The 16,167-nt window shown below is 71.3% G+C and carries 18 protein-coding genes and 1 other RNA gene; 9 read left to right on the top strand and 10 right to left on the bottom strand.

Features of this window, described 5'->3' with window-relative positions; translation table 11 throughout:
* Nucleotides 1–32: 32 nt before the first annotated feature.
* Together ISO16_RS28615 and ISO16_RS28610 are read right to left on the bottom strand one after the other, a co-directional pair.
* Nucleotides 33–392 carry a hypothetical protein gene (locus ISO16_RS28615; protein ID WP_230304566.1) on the bottom strand — a complete coding sequence of 120 codons (360 nt, stop codon included), beginning with the start codon at nucleotides 390–392 and terminating at the stop codon, nucleotides 33–35.
* Nucleotides 329–640, bottom strand: a complete 312-nt coding sequence (locus ISO16_RS28610; RefSeq protein ID WP_072635474.1) for a hypothetical protein — start codon at nucleotides 638–640, stop codon at nucleotides 329–331. The genes ISO16_RS28615 and ISO16_RS28610 overlap by 64 nt, the downstream gene beginning before the upstream one ends.
* Nucleotides 641–1,145: 505 nt before the next feature.
* Between ISO16_RS28610 and ISO16_RS05520 the strand changes: the two genes are divergently transcribed.
* Both ISO16_RS05520 and ISO16_RS05515 read left to right on the top strand, forming a co-directional pair.
* The gene (locus tag ISO16_RS05520; protein ID WP_072635473.1) at nucleotides 1,146–2,816 is read left to right on the top strand and encodes an MFS transporter; all 1,671 of its coding nucleotides are present in this window, start codon (nucleotides 1,146–1,148) and stop codon (nucleotides 2,814–2,816) included.
* Nucleotides 2,817–2,880: 64 nt separating this feature from the next.
* Nucleotides 2,881–4,719, top strand: a complete 1,839-nt coding sequence (locus ISO16_RS05515) for an AMP-dependent synthetase/ligase (RefSeq protein ID WP_072635472.1) — start codon at nucleotides 2,881–2,883, stop codon at nucleotides 4,717–4,719.
* Between the two features lie 33 nt (nucleotides 4,720–4,752).
* Here the strand turns inward: ISO16_RS05515 and ISO16_RS05510 are convergent, their stop codons facing one another.
* From ISO16_RS05510 to ISO16_RS05495, 4 genes are read right to left on the bottom strand one after another with little or no spacing between them, the layout of a single operon-like run.
* Nucleotides 4,753–5,112 (bottom strand): DUF5655 domain-containing protein, encoded by a 360-nt coding sequence (locus tag ISO16_RS05510; RefSeq protein WP_006947692.1) that lies wholly within the window; start codon nucleotides 5,110–5,112, stop codon nucleotides 4,753–4,755.
* A 23-nt stretch (nucleotides 5,113–5,135) separates the two neighbouring features.
* Nucleotides 5,136–5,975, bottom strand: coding sequence for an SURF1 family cytochrome oxidase biogenesis protein (locus tag ISO16_RS05505; RefSeq protein WP_072635471.1), 840 nt, complete (start codon nucleotides 5,973–5,975; stop codon nucleotides 5,136–5,138).
* A gap of 28 nt (nucleotides 5,976–6,003) precedes the next feature.
* Nucleotides 6,004–6,471: a low molecular weight protein-tyrosine-phosphatase gene (locus ISO16_RS05500; RefSeq protein WP_072635470.1), complete on the bottom strand. Its 468-nt coding sequence runs from the start codon at nucleotides 6,469–6,471 to the stop codon at nucleotides 6,004–6,006.
* Nucleotides 6,461–7,162, bottom strand: coding sequence for an HAD hydrolase-like protein (locus ISO16_RS05495; RefSeq protein ID WP_006947703.1), 702 nt, complete (start codon nucleotides 7,160–7,162; stop codon nucleotides 6,461–6,463). Before ISO16_RS05495 ends, ISO16_RS05500 begins: the two co-directional genes overlap by 11 nt.
* Nucleotides 7,163–7,241: 79 nt before the next feature.
* Here ISO16_RS05495 and ISO16_RS05490 point away from each other — a divergent pair, with 79 nt between their 5' ends.
* From ISO16_RS05490 to ISO16_RS05480, 3 genes are all read left to right on the top strand, one after another.
* A complete protein-coding gene (locus ISO16_RS05490) occupies nucleotides 7,242–8,375 on the top strand; it encodes a Nif3-like dinuclear metal center hexameric protein (protein ID WP_072635469.1) in 1,134 nt (377 codons plus the stop codon).
* Between the two features lie 86 nt (nucleotides 8,376–8,461).
* The gene (locus ISO16_RS05485) at nucleotides 8,462–9,199 is read left to right on the top strand and encodes a zinc ribbon domain-containing protein (protein ID WP_006947708.1); all 738 of its coding nucleotides are present in this window, start codon (nucleotides 8,462–8,464) and stop codon (nucleotides 9,197–9,199) included.
* Nucleotides 9,196–10,299 (top strand): bifunctional RNase H/acid phosphatase, encoded by a 1,104-nt coding sequence (locus ISO16_RS05480; protein ID WP_006947709.1) that lies wholly within the window; start codon nucleotides 9,196–9,198, stop codon nucleotides 10,297–10,299. Before ISO16_RS05485 ends, ISO16_RS05480 begins: the two co-directional genes overlap by 4 nt.
* Before the next feature lie 76 nt (nucleotides 10,300–10,375).
* Here ISO16_RS05480 and ISO16_RS05475 read toward each other — a convergent pair whose 3' ends face one another.
* Nucleotides 10,376–10,900: a DUF1697 domain-containing protein gene (locus ISO16_RS05475; RefSeq protein WP_072635468.1), complete on the bottom strand. Its 525-nt coding sequence runs from the start codon at nucleotides 10,898–10,900 to the stop codon at nucleotides 10,376–10,378.
* A gap of 56 nt (nucleotides 10,901–10,956) precedes the next feature.
* On the opposite strand from ISO16_RS05475, the gene rnpB reads away from it, so the two are divergent.
* The 4 genes from rnpB to ISO16_RS05455 all read left to right on the top strand — a co-directional run bounded on the left by rnpB (nucleotide 10,957) and on the right by ISO16_RS05455 (nucleotide 13,811).
* Nucleotides 10,957–11,370: RNase P RNA component class A (gene rnpB / locus ISO16_RS05470), an RNA gene on the top strand.
* Nucleotides 11,371–11,581: 211 nt separating this feature from the next.
* Entirely contained in the window at nucleotides 11,582–11,761 is a 180-nt protein-coding gene (locus ISO16_RS05465; RefSeq protein WP_006947711.1) for a hypothetical protein, read from the top strand.
* 16 nt (nucleotides 11,762–11,777) lie between these two features.
* Entirely contained in the window at nucleotides 11,778–13,187 is a 1,410-nt protein-coding gene (locus ISO16_RS05460; protein ID WP_072635467.1) for an RNB domain-containing ribonuclease, read from the top strand.
* Between the two features lie 27 nt (nucleotides 13,188–13,214).
* On the top strand, nucleotides 13,215–13,811 hold the full coding sequence (locus ISO16_RS05455; RefSeq protein ID WP_006947713.1) for a CHAP domain-containing protein: 597 nt from the start codon (nucleotides 13,215–13,217) through the stop codon (nucleotides 13,809–13,811).
* A gap of 3 nt (nucleotides 13,812–13,814) precedes the next feature.
* Here ISO16_RS05455 and pip read toward each other — a convergent pair whose 3' ends face one another.
* The 3 genes from pip to panB all read right to left on the bottom strand — a co-directional run bounded on the left by pip (nucleotide 13,815) and on the right by panB (nucleotide 16,156).
* Nucleotides 13,815–14,774: a prolyl aminopeptidase gene (pip, locus tag ISO16_RS05450; RefSeq protein WP_072635466.1), complete on the bottom strand. Its 960-nt coding sequence runs from the start codon at nucleotides 14,772–14,774 to the stop codon at nucleotides 13,815–13,817.
* Entirely contained in the window at nucleotides 14,774–15,214 is a 441-nt protein-coding gene (locus ISO16_RS05445; protein WP_072635465.1) for a hypothetical protein, read from the bottom strand. Before ISO16_RS05445 ends, pip begins: the two co-directional genes overlap by 1 nt.
* Before the next feature lie 93 nt (nucleotides 15,215–15,307).
* Complete coding sequence (gene panB, locus ISO16_RS05440) at nucleotides 15,308–16,156, bottom strand: 3-methyl-2-oxobutanoate hydroxymethyltransferase (protein WP_006947723.1); 849 nt, start codon at nucleotides 16,154–16,156, stop codon at nucleotides 15,308–15,310.
* Between the last annotated feature and the right edge of the window lie 11 nt (nucleotides 16,157–16,167).

The following is a 16,167-nucleotide window of genomic DNA, read 5'->3' as shown; positions in this document are numbered from 1 at the left end:
GCCGTCGACAGGAGTATCGGCAATGTGCCCAGTTATGTTCCCGCGCTCATCGCGGCGACCAGGACCGGCAGGTCGTCCGCGACGACGAGGGACAGTGGGCTCTCGTTGGGCTTGCCGCTGCGCGTGATGATCAAGGCGGTCGGCGGGAGTCCGCCGTCGGCGGGTGGGGAGAACTTCTTGATGGCCTGCGGCACGGTCGTCTTGCGGGACAGATGGATGACTCGATCGTGGGGCTCGACGAACTCCGGTGCCGCGCCCACGGTCTCGCCTTCGACGATCTCGTCGGTGGCCAGGCGGTGTGCGAGCCAGCATGCGATGCAGTTGGTGGTCAGCAGACCGCGGTAGGTGCGGTCGTCGCAGATGGGAAACTGCGAGTAGTGGTGCCGGCGGATCTCCTCGAGGACCGAGCGGAGCGGATCGTCGAGTCCGAAAGACGCGAGTGGGCGTTGCGGGCGTTACGCAGATCGGCGAACGCGCGCAACGCCGGCAGATCGAGCGGGGTGTGGTGTCGCCGCGCGTAGTCCTCGGCCATCCGGACGACGCCGGTCCGGCCGTCGTCGGTCTGGAGCTTCCATGTGAAATGGTTCTCGATCGCGGTGAACGCGGCCGGGAATCGGATCGCACCGCTTACCTCGTCCATCACGTTCCATCTGCCTGAGGCAGGTCTGCGCTTTCGCAGACGGGAGTGGGCATCGATGAGATGTGACGCGTCTGTGGGACTTCTATCCTCCGCCTTCGCGGATACGTACCGCCGATGGCCGCTCGGGGAGCCGGCAGCGCCGGCCGGGTGTCTCCGATCAGCACACCGCCTGACCGACCACTCCCGGTTCGACCCTTCGGACCTGTTGTGGCCCAGACTGAACGGAGTCGCGAGATCGTGGTCGAACGGCGGAACCAGGCACGTCGCCGATTCTCGCCGTCGGGCCGTCCGGAGGTCGTACCGTCGAACTCACGGGCCGGTCGTGATGCCACCGGCCACGGGCAGAATCGAGGCTCGTCGTGCGACTTCGTGGTACCGCAACGTCGTCCGCCGGGGTGGCACCCGCTTTTCCGGGCATCGCCCTTTCCGTTGTGTCCGCCGCGGCCGCGGCAGCAGTCGGTGTCCGCGCGGGCGCGGCGGCATCAGGGTCGTCGCCCATTCCGACGTGAACGGCGGCGGAAGGACCGGCACACCGGGACCGGGCGTCGCCGGAGCCCTGTTCCTCCCCCTTGCGGTCCAGAACTTCCTGATGGTCTACAACTCGACCGCCATGAACGTGGCCATGTCGGCCATAGTCGCGGATCTGCAGACCACTCTGACCGCCGTACAGTCGGCGATCTCGCTGTACTCCCTCGTCATCGCCGCGTTCCTGATCACGAGCAGCAAGCTCGGAGGCCGCCTCGGCTACCGACGAACCTTCGTCCTGGGCGCGGAGATCTTCGGGCTCGGCACGCTCATCACTGCCGTCGGCCCGAGTATCGTCTTCATGTTGGTCGGCTGGTCCCTGCTCCAGGGGATCGGCGTGGCGCTCATGATCCCGGCCATGCTTGCCCTGCTCACCGACGCCCTGACCGGCGCCACGCGGACGAGGGCGTTGTCGACGATCGGGACGGTCGGCGGGGTTGCCGCGGCGGCAGGCCCCATCGTCGGTGGCGTGATCACCAGTTTCCTGAGCTGGCGGGTGTCGTTCCTCATGGGAACCGTGGTGACGGTTGTCGTGCTGCTCCTCATGCGCCGGGTCGCCGAACCGGGGCGACGCAGCGTTCCGGCGGAGGATCGCCGGTTCGACGTCCTGGGAGCGGTGCTGTCCGCGACCGGATTCGGGCTCCTCGTCGTCGGGACGCTGCTGGCCGGCAGGTACGGCCTGGTCCGGGCCCGGCAGGACTTCGAGGTGCTCGGGTACACGGTGCTCGAACGGGGCGGGGTGTCGCCCGTGCTCGTACTGGGCGGCGCCGGGCTGGTGGTCCTGGTCGCGTTCGCCGCGTGGGAGCGCCACCTCGTCACGAACGGTCGAGATCCGCTGGTGCGGATCGCGGTGCTGCGAAATCGGACGACGCGGGCCGGCTCGGAGACCCTGGCGATGCAGGCGCTGGTGACCGCGGGTGTCCTGTTCCTGGTGCCGGTCTTCCTGCAGACGACGCTGGGTTTCGACGCGCTGTGGAGCGGCCTTGCCATGCTGCCCGTGACGCTGGGGCTGATCGTCGCCGCCTCGGCGGCGGCCCGGCTCGTCGCCGGCCGCCGAATGACTCATCGGACCGCCCAGCTGTGGTCGTTCCTGTTCATGATCGCGGGCTGCGTCGCGGTCGCCGCCATGTTCGACCCGCGCGAGACGGGGCAGACCGCGACGGGCCTGGCGCTCGCGCCGGGGCTCTTCCTCCTCGGTGTCGGCCAGGGCATGACGATGACGCTGACCGACCTGATCCAGTCGACGCCGCCGGCGGAGGAGGTGAGCGACGTGACGGGCCTGTCGCGGAGCATCAACTACCTCGGGAGCTCACTCGGAGTGGCACTGGCCGGTGCGTTCCTGACGACGGCGCTGGTCTCCTCGTTCCAGTCGGGGGTGGACGACAGCGCCGTGCTGAACGCCGCGGAGAAGCAGCTCGTCCAGCAGACGGTAGACCAGCAGGTCCAGGTCACCGCGCTGCGCGACGACCAGGTCGGTGCCAACCTCGCGGCGCGGGGCGTCGGGGGTCCCGCTGCCGACGAGCTCGTGCGGATCAACGCCGACGCCAGGAACCGCGCCCTGACCTTCGCCGTCGGCGCCATGGCGGTCATGTCGACCGTCGGCTACGTTGTCGCGCTACGACTCCCGCGGGTACCTGCCCGGCGTCGGTGACCGGGGGCGCCCTCGTTTGCGCAACCGCCCACGTCGGAGACCGGGACGGTCCTACACTCGGCGCATGGCTGCGCTGCGGGTGGCGGACGAACCGGTGGACTCTTCGAAGCTCGACAACCGGGCGTCGTCGGTGGCCCGGCTGTTCGTCGACCGGGTTGCGGCGACTCCCGAGGCCGAGGCCTTCCGGTATCCGAAGGGTGACGGCTGGGAGAGCGTGACCTGGAGGCAGGTGGGCGAGCGGGTCGACACGCTCGCCGCGGGCCTGATCGCCCTGGGGGTCCAGCCTCAGGATCCGGTCGCGGTCGCGTCGTCGACCCGGTACGAATGGGTGCTCGCCGACTTCGCGGTGATGTGCGCCGGTGCCGCGACCACCACGATCTACCCCACGACCAACGCCCCCGACGTCGCCTTCATCGTCGCCAATTCGGGCAGCGGCGTCGTGATCGCGGAGGACCGGACCCAGGTCGACAAGCTCGTCGCCCACCGCGCCGACCTGCCGAAGGTGCGGACCGTGGTGGTCATCGACGGCGAGGGCGACGGGGACTGGGTCATCAGCCTCGCCGACCTGGAGGACAGGGGCCGGAAACTGCTTGCCGAGTCGCCCCGCGTCGTCGCCGACCGGGTCGACGCGATCCGGCCCGAACAGTTGGCCAGCATCATGTACACCTCCGGCACCACCGGGAAGCCGAAGGGCGTGCTGCTGCCGCACTCGGGGTGGACGTACACGGCTGCGGCCGTCGACGCGGTGAACATCCTCGGACCCGACGATCTGAACTTCCTCTGGCTGCCGCTGTCGCACGCCTTCGGCAAGGTCATGCTGGCGCTGCCCCTGCAGATCGGTTTCACCACCGTGATCGACGGCCGCGTGGAGAAGATCGTCGAGAACCTCGCCGTCGTGCATCCCACCTTCATGGGCGCGGCGCCGCGCATCTTCGAGAAGGCACACGCCCGCATCGAGGCGATGATCGCCGAGGAGGGCGGGGCGAAGAAGAAGATCTTCGACTGGGCCCTCGGCGTCGGACTGCGTGTCTCGCAGGCCCGGCAGGAGGACCGCGCACCCTCTCGCCTCGACCAGCTCCGGTACCGGCTCGCCGACCGTCTCGTGTTCTCCACCATCAAGGAGCGTTTCGGCGGTCGCCTGCGGTTCTTCGTCTCGGCGGCGGCCCCGCTCGACCGTGCCGTGGCGCAGTGGTTCGACGCGGCCGGCATCATCATCCTCGAGGGGTACGGCCTGACCGAGACGTCCGCCGCGTCGTTCATCAACCGCCCGTACGCGTACCGGCTCGGCACCGTCGGCTGGCCCTTCCCGGGCACGGAGGTGCGGATCGCCGGCGACGGGGAGGTACTGCTGCGCGGGCCGGGCGTCATGGACGGCTACCACGAGCGGCCCGATGCCACCGCAGAGGCCCTCGAACCCGACGGCTGGTTCCACACCGGCGACATCGGGGAACTCGACGCCGACGGGTTCCTGCGGATCACGGACCGCAAGAAGGATCTGTTCAAGACCAGCCAGGGCAAGTACGTCGCGCCGTCCGCGATCTCCGCCACCTTCAAGGGCATCTGCCCCTATGCCAGCGAGATCGTCGTGTACGGCGAGAGCCGGCCCTACTGCGTCGCCCTCGTCGGTCTCGATGCCGAGGCGATCACGGAGTGGGCGGACAAGAACGGCATGGCCGGCAGGGAGTTCGGTGAGATCGCCCGGGACGAGCGGACCCGCGAGCTGATCGCCGGCTGCATCGACCGGCTCAACGACCGGCTCAACCGCTGGGAGCAGATCAAGAAGTTCACGGTCCTCGACCGGGAGCTGTCCATCGAGGCGGGGGATCTGACGCCCAGCATGAAGCTGCGCCGCAAGCTGGTGGTCGACAATTTCGCCGACCGGATCGAGCAGCTCTACGTCTGACGCCCGTCGCGGCTCACCGCCCTGCGGAACCTGCTATCGGGTGCTTGCGCCGACCGTGGCGTACGCCTCCGCCAGCAACGCGACGACGCCGTCGTCGAGCTGATCCGGGGTGGCGATGCTCAACCGGTGGGTCGTCACCTTTCCGGTGGTCGGGAAGGCCTCCCGCAGCTGCGGGTGATGGACCCGCCGCGGCAGGTCGATCGCGATCTCGAGCCGCGACGAATAGACGAATGCCGCCGCGAACACGCGACCGCGCCCCCACCGCACCTCGGCGGTGCGGACCTGCTCCTCGACGTCGTCGCCGAGGCCCAGCACGAGCGTGCGGAGCCGGCAGAACATGTCGACGGCGGCGGCATCCTTGTCGGCCAGGTAGTCGTCGATCGTCGCGTGCATCGCGGGCTCCTCGCCTGGGTGGCTCAACGGGACCGGCCGTAACGGTCGGCGAGCTTGTCTTCGGTGCTGCGCTCCACCGGAGCGGGCACCGGTTCGGCCTCGGGGGCGGCGGCCGACGCCGGGTCCTTCCGCTTGCGGCGCTCGCGCAGCTCCGCCCATACGAAGTACCCCAGGCCCAGCGGCGCCATGATCCCGAACGCCACCCACTGCAGCCCGTACGACAGGTAGGGGCCGGCGTCGAGCTGCGGCAACGGGATCGTGCCCAGCCCCCCGGCCTGGTTCTCGGACAGCTGCAGGTATCCGCCCGTCAGCTCCAGGCCGGTGAACGCCGCGATCTGCGCAGGGTCGATCGAGTAGACCTGGGTGTGGCCGGCGTCGCGGAACGGGGTCTTGCCCTCGGCGGTCCCCTCGGACATCCGCAGGCGGGCGTCGACGGTCACCGGACCGGCCGGTGCCGGGGCGAACCCGGGGATCTCGGTGCCCCGCTCCGGGCGCACGTATCCACGGTTCACCAGGACGGTGCGGCCGTCGGCGAGCCGGAACGGCGTGAGCACCTCGTAGGCGGGGGAGGACTCGACGCTGCGCAACCGCACCAGCAGGTCCGAATCCGGGAGGTAGGACCCGGTCGCGACGACGCGCCGCCACTCGTCCTCCGGTGCCGGCGCGGCACCGGTCAGCAGCTCCTCCACCGGCACGGGGTCCGTGGCCAGCGAGGCGGTGATCCGGTCGTTGCGCTCCTCGGTGGTGGTGTTCTTGCCGAGCTGCCACGGCGCGAGCACGGTGAAGCACGCGTAGGCGAAGCCGCCCACCACCAGGGCCAGCACCAGCCAGCTCGGGCGGAGCAGGAACGTCAGTCGTCGCACGTAACCACGGTAACCGGTGACGCGGGCCTCATTGCCGTCGCACCCAGTCGAGCAGGCCCGGGATCGCCGCCTCGATCTGCCGCCGGACCAGTTCGAACTCGTACCGGTCGCCGTAGTACGGATCCGGTACCGACTCGCCCTCGGCGTCCGGGTCGAAGCTGCGCAGCAGCACCCGGCGCTCGGCGGGCACCCCGAGCTGCGCGAGCACCCGGTCGTGGCCGGCGTCCAGTGCGACCACCAGATCGGCGGCGAGCTGCTCGTCGGTCACGCGCCGGGCGCAGTGCCCGGTCGGGTAGCCGTGCCGCCGCAACAGGTCCGTGGTGCGTGGATCCGCGTCCTCGCCGGCGTGCCAGTCGCCGGTGCCGGCGCTGGTGACCCGGACGCGCTCGGCGAGACCGGCCCGGCGGAGGTGCTCGGCGAAGATCTTCTCGGCCATCGGCGACCGGCAGATGTTGCCGGTGCACACGAACGTCACGTGCAGGCGCTCAGCGGTCACCGGTCAGCACCCTCGTCAGTTCGTCGACGCTCGCCGTGGACCGGTGGGCGACGGCCGCCTCGTCGTCGGCGCCGTACCCCCACTCGACGAACACCGTCGGAATACCCCACCGCGCCGCGCCCGTCACGTCGTGCTCGCGGTCGCCGACCATGACCACGCCCGCGGTGCCGCCGTCCTCCGCGGCGACCGGGTCCACCCCGAGCGAGGCCAGACTGTGCGCGATCACGTCCGACTTCGCCCGCCGGCTCCCGTCGTCGCTCGCGCCGCCGATGAACTCGAAGTGGGCGGCCAGCCCGAAGTGCTCGAGGATGCGGACGGCGAAGCCCTGGTTCTTCGACGTCGCGACGGCGAGCCGGCTCCCGGCGTCGCGCACCCGCTCGAGCATCGCCGCCACCCCGTCGAACACGGAGTTCTCCGCCCAGCCGCGCGCGTCGTAGCGCTCGACGTACGCGGTCAGCGCCCGATCCACCTGCTGTTCGTCGAGACCGAGCCCGCGCAGTGTGTCGATCATCGGCGGACCGAGGACCCGCTGTGGCTCGTCGTGCGCCGGTTCCGGAACGCCCACCGTGGCGAGCGCATGCCGGAACCCGTCGAGCACGCCCGCCGCCGAGTCCGTGAGGGTGCCGTCGAGGTCGAACAGCACGACGGGCGCGGGCAGCAGCAGTGGATGCAGGTCGGCGAGAGTCGTCACGTCCCCATTGTCCCGGCTCCCGGCGAAGCCCGCCGCGTAGGGTCTCGGGCAGCACCCGGGAGACGACGAAGGAGGAGCGGTGACGGCGGTGACGCTGCGCGAGGTGATCGACGTGCTCGAGACGGCCTATCCGCCGTCGCTGGCCGAGTCGTGGGACTCCGTCGGGCTGGTCGCCGGTGATCCCTCCGAGCCCGTGAGCAGGGTCCTGCTCGCGGTCGACGCGACCGCCGACGTCGTCGACGAAGCCCTCGCCTGGGGTGCGCAGTTGCTCCTCGTGCACCACCCGCTGCTGCTGCGCGGCGTCGACACCGTCGGCGCGCACACCCCGAAGGGCGCCCTGATCCACCGGCTCATCCGAGGCGGCTGCGCGCTGTTCACCGCCCACACCAACGCCGACCGTGCCGACCCGGGCGTGTCCGATGCGCTGGCACAGGCGCTCGGCCTGACCGGCCTGCGGCCGATCGAACCCAAGCCCGAACCGGCGGTCGACAAGTGGGTGGTCCTCGTGCCCGCCGACTCGGCCGAGACGCTGCGCGCCGCCCTGTTCGACGCCGGTGCGGGCCGGCTCGGGAACTACCGCGAGTGCTCCTGGACCACCTCCGGGACCGGACAGTTCCGTCCCGAGGCCGGGGCGGATCCGGCGGTCGGCACCGTCGGCGAACTCGAACGCCTGGCCGAGGACCGCATCGAGGTCGCGGCCCCGCGATCGGTGCGCGGCCGGGTGCTTGCTGCCCTGCGCGCGGCGCACCCGTACGAGGAACCCGCGTTCGACGTGCTCGAACTCGCCGCTCTGCCCGGCTCCCGGGGTCTCGGCCGGGTCGGAGAACTCCCGGCGCCGCAGACGCTGCGCGAGTTCACCGAGCGGGTCGCGGCCGCACTGCCGGCCACCGAGTGGGGGGTGCGCGGTGCCGGCGACCCCGACCGGATGATCCGCACCGTTGCGGTGTGCGGCGGCTCCGGCGACTCCTTCCTCGGCACCGTCGGCCGGCTCGGCGTCGATGCCTACGTCACCGCGGACCTGCGGCACCATCCCGCCGACGAGCACCTGCGCGCCGGCGGCCCCGCGCTTGTCGACGTCGCGCACTGGGCCAGCGAGTACCCGTGGTGCGCCCAGGCGAAGGGTGTGCTCGACGACGTGTTCGTCGACCGCGACGGCTGGTCGACCCGCGTCAGCGCGCTGCGCACCGATCCCTGGACCACCGCAGCCCGGTAGGTCCGGGTTCCCCGTGACCGGCCGCGCGGTACGGTAGGCAGCTACCACCCCCCTTGATCTCGTCGCCGAAAGCAGGAACCCGCCGAGTGAACGTCGAACCCGCCGTGCAGTCCAAGCTCCTGGCCCTCGCCGCTGTGGACACCGAGGTGACCCGCCTGGCGCACCGGCGCCGCACCCTGCCCGAACAGCAGGAGGTCGAGCGGCTCGAGGCGGAACGCACCGCGCGCCGGGACGCCGCCGTCGCTGTCGAGATCATCCTCGACGACCTCGACCGCGACATTCGCAAGCTCGAGGGGGAGGTCGAGGCGGTCCGCCAGCGGGAGGATCGCGACCGCAAGCTTCTCGCCGCCGGCGGTGTGGGCGCCAAGCAGCTGTCCGAACTCCAGCACGAGCTGACCAGCCTCGAACGCCGGCAGGCCCTGCTCGAGGACGAGCTGCTCGAGGTCATGGAACGCCGGGAGGCATCCAAGGCCGATCACGACCACGCCGGCGCGCGGTTGTCGAGCGTCGACGAGGAACTCGCCGACGCGGTCCGCCTGCGCGACGAGGCGCTCGCCGACATCGAGGTCGCCGAGCAGCGGTGCCTGAGCGACCGCGCGGCACTCGTGGAGGCCTTCCCGGCCGAGCTGGTCGACCAGTACGAGGCGCAGCGGACGAAGACGGGCATCGGCGCGGCCCTGCTGCAGGCGCGCCGGTGCGGCGCATGCCGCCTCGAGCTCGACCGCGGCGAGATCGCTCGCATCGCCGCCGCCGCCCCCGAGACCCTCGTACGTTGCCCCGAGTGCAACGCGATCCTGGTGCGTACCAAGGAATCCGGGATTTGAGCCGGGTAGTTGTCGAGGCCGACGGCGGCTCGCGCGGCAACCCGGGCCCCGCCGGCTACGGTGCGGTGGTCTTCGGCGCCGACCATGAGGCGGTGCTGGCCGAGCGCAGCGCGAGCATCGGCCGCGCCACCAACAACGTGGCCGAATACCAGGGCCTGATCGCCGGATTGACCGCCGCCGCCGAACTCGGGGCCGACGAGGTCGACGTCCGGATGGATTCCAAGCTTGTCGTCGAGCAGATGTCGGGCCGATGGAAGATCAAGCACCCGGACATGATTCCGCTCGCCGCCCGCGCCCGCGAGCTGGCCCGGGGATTCTCGCGGGTCGAGTTCACCTGGGTGCCACGCGCGGAGAACGCCTACGCCGACCGGCTCGCCAACGAGGCGATGGACGCCGCCGCGTCGGTTGCTTCGGGTTCCGAATCCGCTTCTCCCACACCGGAATCGGCGGCCCCACCGGTGAAATCGCCCGGCTGGACCGGCGCTGTCGGCACGCCCACCCGGATGCTGCTGCTGCGGCACGGGCAGACCCCGCTGTCGGTGGAGCGCCGCTACTCCGGCCGCGGCAACCCGCCGCTGACGGAACTGGGCCGTGCGCAGGCCCGCGCGGCCGCGCGTCGCATCGGCGAGCGCGGCAACGTCGCCGCGGTGGTGTCGTCGCCGCTCGGGCGGGCCCGGGAGACCGCCGATGCCGCGGCGTCGGCGCTCGGTCTGCCCGTGACGGTGCACGAGGGCCTCATCGAGACCGACTTCGGCAAGTGGGAGGGGCTGACCTTCCTCGAGGCGGCGCAGCGCGATCCCGATCTGCACCGGCGCTGGCTGGGGGACACGTCGGTGCGCCCGCCGGGTGGGGAGAGCTTCGACGAGGTCCGCGGCCGTCTCGCCACCGTCCGCGACGATCTGGTCGCGGAGTACGGCGGGGCGAACGTGCTCGTCGTCTCCCACGTCACGCCGATCAAGACGCTGCTGCAGATGGCGCTCGACGCGGGGCCGTCGCTGCTGTACCGCCTGCACCTGGACCTCGCGTCGCTGAGCATCGCCGAGTTCTATCCCGACGGCGGCGCGGCCGTGCGGCTGGTCAACGACACGTCGCACCTGTAGGCGCCGTCGGCGCCGGTGTGTCTTTCGGTCTGCGCCCACCGCCCGAAGGACGCACCGCCGGCAGCGTTCCGGCCGCTCACACCTGGAGTTTTCGGAGCGTGCGCAGGTTCCGCGTCGTGGTCACCGCCTTGTAGCGCGGTTTGCCGGTGTTCCGGCCGAAGGCGCTCTTGACCGTCTGCCCGCGCTCGACGTCCCAGTAGAGGACGCCGTTGCCCCGGGCGACGCGTTCGACCGCCGGGTCGAGACCGTCCGCCGTCGCCGCCAGTTCGTCCAGAACCGCGGGATCGGCGACGAACACCGCGTACGCGTGCCGGCCGTCACGCTCCTCGAACGGGTAGGCGTCGACGATCGCCGCGACGGCCGCCTGATCGTGGACGAACACGAACGCCTCGTACCCGAATCGATCACGCAGCGCCGCCTCGATCCGGGCCTTCGCTTCGGCGGTATCGGCGGTGTCGGCATCGAACACCACGTTGCCCGAAGCGAGCACGGTGCGGACGTTGCCGAAACCGAGCCCGGCGAACACGTCCTTCAGATCCGCCATCGCGATGGTGATGCCACCGACGTTGATTCCCCGCAGCAGGGCCACATATCTCGCCATGGCGGTACCGTAGTTCGCATTCGAGACAGGTGAGGCAGTACCCTGATCGACGCGGACGAGTTGGCCGGGCGACCGCGGCTCAGGGAACCGGCACCGTGGCGGTGCCAGGCCCTGGATCGAGGAAAGTCCGGACTCCACAGAGCAGGGCGGTTGCTAACGGCAACCCGAGGTGACTCGCGGGACAGTGCCACAGAGAACAGACCGCCCACCCCTCGGGGTGGGTAAGGGTGAAACGGTGCGGTAAGAGCGCACCAGCGCCCCGGGTGACCGGGGCGGCTCGGTAAACCCCGCCCGGAGCAAGGTTGAAGGCCGCACCGACTCGTTCGGTGCGGCTGCGCAGGTGTCCGAGGGCTGCTCGCCCGAGCCTGCGGGTGAACCGCTCGAGGTACCCGGCGACGGTGTGCCCAGATGGATGGTCGCCACCCCGCCTCGGCGGGGTACAGGATCCGGCTTACAGGCCGGCTCGTCCGCCCACCCGGCTCAGATCGGGGCGACGACCAGCAGGTGCGCCCAGTAGGAGGCGGCCTCGTGCCCCAGGTAGGGGAGCAGGAAGTCGTAGAGCAGGTACGACATGCGGTGCCTTTCGAGTCGTCGAGCGGGGACCAGGGGCCGACGGTACCAGCCGCGCCGCGCGTGCGGGTTACCCCGAAACTCGGCGTCGGTTGGGGCAGACTGGGAGTCATGAGCGACGAGGGCTGGTACTACGACGTCCACACCGGAAAGGTCAGCCAGGGAAAGGACCCCAGTGCGCTGAACCGCATGGGGCCGTATCCGGACCGCGCCACCGCCGAACGGGCACTCGAGATCGCGGCCGAGCGCAACAAGGCCGCGGACGAGGCCGACGAGGAGTGGAACCGCTGAGCGGTTCCCCAGCACGGTGACGAACACCCGCATCGTCGTCGCGCCCGCGATCGACTTCGGAGCCGTCCGCGCCGAGTTCGCGCTCGACGACAGTTATCCCCTGGCCGCCGTCGCCGAGGCCGAGGCCGCGGTCGACCGCTGGTCCGCCGCGCGGGTGGACCGCACGGATCTGCCCCTGGTGACCATCGATCCGCCGGGCTCGATGGATCTCGACCAGGCGCTGCACCTCGAGCGCACCGTCGACGGCTTGGTCCTGCACTACGCGATTGCCGACGTCGCGGCCGTCGTCGCACCCGACGGCGCGCTCGACCGCGAGAGCCGGCGCCGCGGACAGACCTACTATCTGCCCGACAGGTCGGTCCCGCTGCACCCCCGGCCGTTGTCCGAGGATTCGGCCAGCCTCCTCCCCGGCCGCGTGCGTCCGGCGGCGCTGTGGCGCATCGTTCTCGACGACGCCGCCGAGCCCGTGGACGTGAGCGTGCGGCGCGCACTGGTCCGGTCCGTCGCCCGGTTCGACTACGCCGGCGTGCAGGCCGGCGTCGACGCCGGGGTCGTGCACCCGTCGATCGCGGCACTATCCGAGTTCGGCCGGCTCCGCGAGGCCGCGGCCCGCGCACGCGGCGCGATCGAACTGCGCCTGCCCGAGCAGGACGTGGTCGCCGACGGGAACGGCTGGCGGCTGACCACCCAGCCGCGCACCGAGGTCGACGACTGGAACTCCCACGTGTCGCTGCTGACCGGGATGTGTGCGGCGCGACTGATGCTCGACGCGCGGATCGGGCTGCTGCGGACCCTGCCGCCGGCCGCTCCCGAGGCCGTGGCGCAACTGCGGCGCACCGCTTCCGCCCTGGGAGTGCCGTGGCCGGACCAGGTGCCGGTGGGTACCTTCCTGGCCGGCCTCGACGTGAACCTGCCCGGCACCCTGGTGCTGATGAGCGAGGCCCCGGCGCTGCTGCGCGGCGCGTCGTACGTGGCGTTCGACGGTGCGATTCCGGAGCAGCCGGGACACGGGGCGATCGGTGCGCCGTACGCACACGTCACCGCGCCGCTGCGGCGGCTGGCCGACCGGTTCGTGACGGAGGTGTGCCTGGCGCTCTGCGCGGGCACCGACGTGCCGGACCCGGTGCGCGCCGTGCTCCCGGAGCTTCCCGAGACGATGTCCGGCTCCGACGCGCTCGCCGGGAAGGTGACCCGCGCGTGCATCGAACTCACCGAGGCGACGGTCCTCGCCCCGCACGTGGGGGAGTCGTTCGAGGCGACGGTCCTGCGTGCGGCGAACGGCCGCCGGGACGCCGAGGTGTTCGTGCCCGACGCCACCGTGATCGCCCCGTGCGCCGGCGAGCCGAAGGAGGGCAGCCGGATCCGGATCCGGCTGACGCACGCCGACCCGCAGGCCCGGAAGGTGCGGTTTGCGTACCCGGCGTGACGTCGCTGCCGGGCGGGAGCGGCGGCCGTGAACGCGTCCCGACCGCCGCGCCGGCCGCGGGGCCTGCTCGTCGGCCTCGCCGTCCTCACGACGGTGCTTGTGGTCCTGGCGGTGCTGGTGTTCCGCGTGGCACCGAGCCGGTATCTGCCCTGGGACACCGCCGACTTCCCGGACGTGGACACGTCGGCGTTGACGCTCCCGCAGGCGCGGATCGTGGAGTTGCTCGAGGACGAACACCGGACGCAGCGGCCCGGGACGTTCTACTCCGAGGGCGCCGAGGAGCCCTGGTGCGCGAACTTCGTCAGCTGGATCATGCGGGAAGCGGATCGGCCGCTGGCCAATCCGCATTCCGGGCACTGGCGGATCCCCGGCGTGTACACCCTGCAGGAGTACTACGAGTCGGTTGGACGATTCGAACCGGCCGGCGACGGGTACCGGCCGGCGGTGGGCGACGTGGTGCTGTACGAGAACGAGCTGTGGGTCGGCCAGCACACCAACATCGTCGTCGCGGTCGACGGCGACACCGCGACGACGGTCGGCGGCAACGAACTCGGCCGCATCCGCGTCCACACCGTCGACGTCACGTCCGACTCGGCGGTCGTCGGGTTCGGCCGCCTCGGGTGAGGATCAGCGGAAGCGGTCGGTCGCCTCGAGCAGGTGATGGGTGATGCCGGGCTCGTTCGCGGCGTGCCCGGCGTCGTCGACGACGACGAGTTCCGAGCCGGACCACGCCTTGTGCAGTTCCCACGCGCTCGTCGCGGGGCAGACCACGTCGTAGCGACCTTGCACGATCACGCCGGGGATGGTGCGCAGCCGTCCGGCGTCGCGCAGCAGCTGCCCCTCCTCGAGGAAGCCACGGTTGCGGAAGTAGTGGTTCTCGATGCGCGCGAATGCCAGAGCGAAACGCGGTTCCGACGTCTCCACGACCCGTTCCGGGGTGGGCAGCAGGGCGCTGGTCGCCCCCTCCCACGTCGACCACGCCACGGCGGCCCGCAGCGCGACGTCGGGGTCGGGTGAATGCAGCAGCCGGTGGTACGTGTCGACGGGATGCTCACCGTCCGGCGCCCCGGCCAGCGGCTCCAGGAAACGCTCCCACAGCTCGGGGAACAGTTGTCCGGCGCCACCGTTGTAATACCAGTCGATCTCGCTGCTGCGCAGCAGGAAGATACCGCGCAGCACCAGCTCGGTGACCCGGTGCGGGTGGCGCTGCGCATAGGCCAGGGCCAGCGTCGACCCCCACGAGCCGCCGAACACCTGCCAGCGGCCGATCCCCAGATGTCGCCGCAGGGTCTCGATGTCGGTGAGCAGATACTCGGTGGTGTTGGCGGACAGATCCGCGCCGTCGGCGACGTGCGGCACCGACCGACCGCAGCCGCGCTGATCGAACAGCACGATCCGGTACGCCTCCGGATCGAAGAACTGCCGGTGGGCGGGCATGGTGCCGCCGCCCGGACCGCCGTGCAGGAACACCACCGGCTTGCCGGCGGGATTCCCGCTGACCTCCCAGTAGATGCGCTGGCCGTCGCCGACGTCGAGCAGGCCCTGCTCGTACGGCTCGATCGGCGGGTACGGCCGCCGCAACGGCATCAGAAGCCGACCAGCGCGGAGGCGAGGGTCGGGATCTGCAGGGCCTCGAGCGCCTGGCTGTGCACCTCCGGACACTGGGCCGAGGCGATCGTGTCGACACGGTCACGGTCCTGGGCGAGCGCCAGCATGTCGATCCCGTTGCGGGCCGCCCACTCGCCGACCAGCAGGTTCAAGCCGGGCTTGCTCATGGACGGGGTGTAGGTCCGCCAGCTCTGCAGCTGGGCCTCCATCTGCGAGCACAGCTCGGCGGCCTGGGCCTCGGTGACCCCACCGGGCAGCGCGCTCGGCTCGGCCGCCGCGCCGGTGCCGGTCGTCGGCTGCGTCGACGCGGTGGTCGAGCCGGTGGGGGCGGGCTGACCGCCGGACGCGCACCCGCCCAGGGCGGCGATCGTCGCACCGGCGACGGCAACGGCGAGCAGTGTGCGACGGGGACGAATCATGTGGGGTGCACCTCGCGGGTCGGTAAGGCCCGGGCCTACGGGTGAGCGGAACCTCCGGCCGGACCGGCCGTAGGTTCCCCTCGTCCTGCCGGATCAGAAGGAATGCTCGGGACCGGGGAACGTCCCGGCCGCCACCTCTGCAGCATATTCGGCCGCGGCGCGGCGCAGTTCGTCGCCCACGCTGCCGAACTTCTTGACGAACTTCGCGGTCTTGCCGCTGGTGTAGCCGGCCATGTCCTGCCACACGAGGACCTGGGCGTCACACTCGTTGCCGGCACCGATCCCGACCGTGGGGATGGTCAGCTTGCGGGTGACCTGGCCGGCGATGTCGGCGGGCACCATCTCCATGACCACGGAGAAGGCGCCGGCCTCCTGCACGGCGATGGCGTCGGCGATGAGCTGTTCTGCGCCGTCGCCGCGGCCCTGCACGCGGAATCCGCCGAGGCTGTTGACCGACTGCGGGGTGAACCCGACGTGGGCCTGGACGGGGATGCCGGCGGCGGCGATCGCGGCGATCTGCGCGGCGACCCGCTCGCCGCCCTCGAGCTTGACGGCGTGGGCGCCGCCCTCCTTCATGAAGCGGATGGCGGTGGCGAGAGCCTGCTCGGGCGACGCCTCGTAGGTGCCGAACGGCAGGTCGGCGATCACCAGGGCGTGCGGCGCGCCGCGCACCACGCCGCGCACCAGGGGGAGCATTTCGTCGACCGTGACCGGCACGGTGGTGTCGTAGCCGTAGACGACGTTGGCGGCGGAGTCGCCCACGAGCAGCACCGGGATGCCGGCCTCCTCGAAGATGCGGGCGCTCGAGTAGTCGTACGCCGTCAGTTCGGCCCAGCGACGACCCTCGGCCTTCATGGCCTGCAGGTGATGGACCCGCGTCTTGCGCCGAGGGGCGGCGGACGGGGCGGAGCCGCCGTAGAGGGCAGCGGTGGATTCGGACATCAGAGGTCCCT

Source organism: Rhodococcus sp. M8 (assembly GCF_015654185.1).
Lineage (GTDB): Bacteria > Actinomycetota > Actinomycetes > Mycobacteriales > Mycobacteriaceae > Rhodococcus > Rhodococcus aetherivorans.
This window is presented reverse-complemented; position numbering and strand designations above follow the sequence as displayed.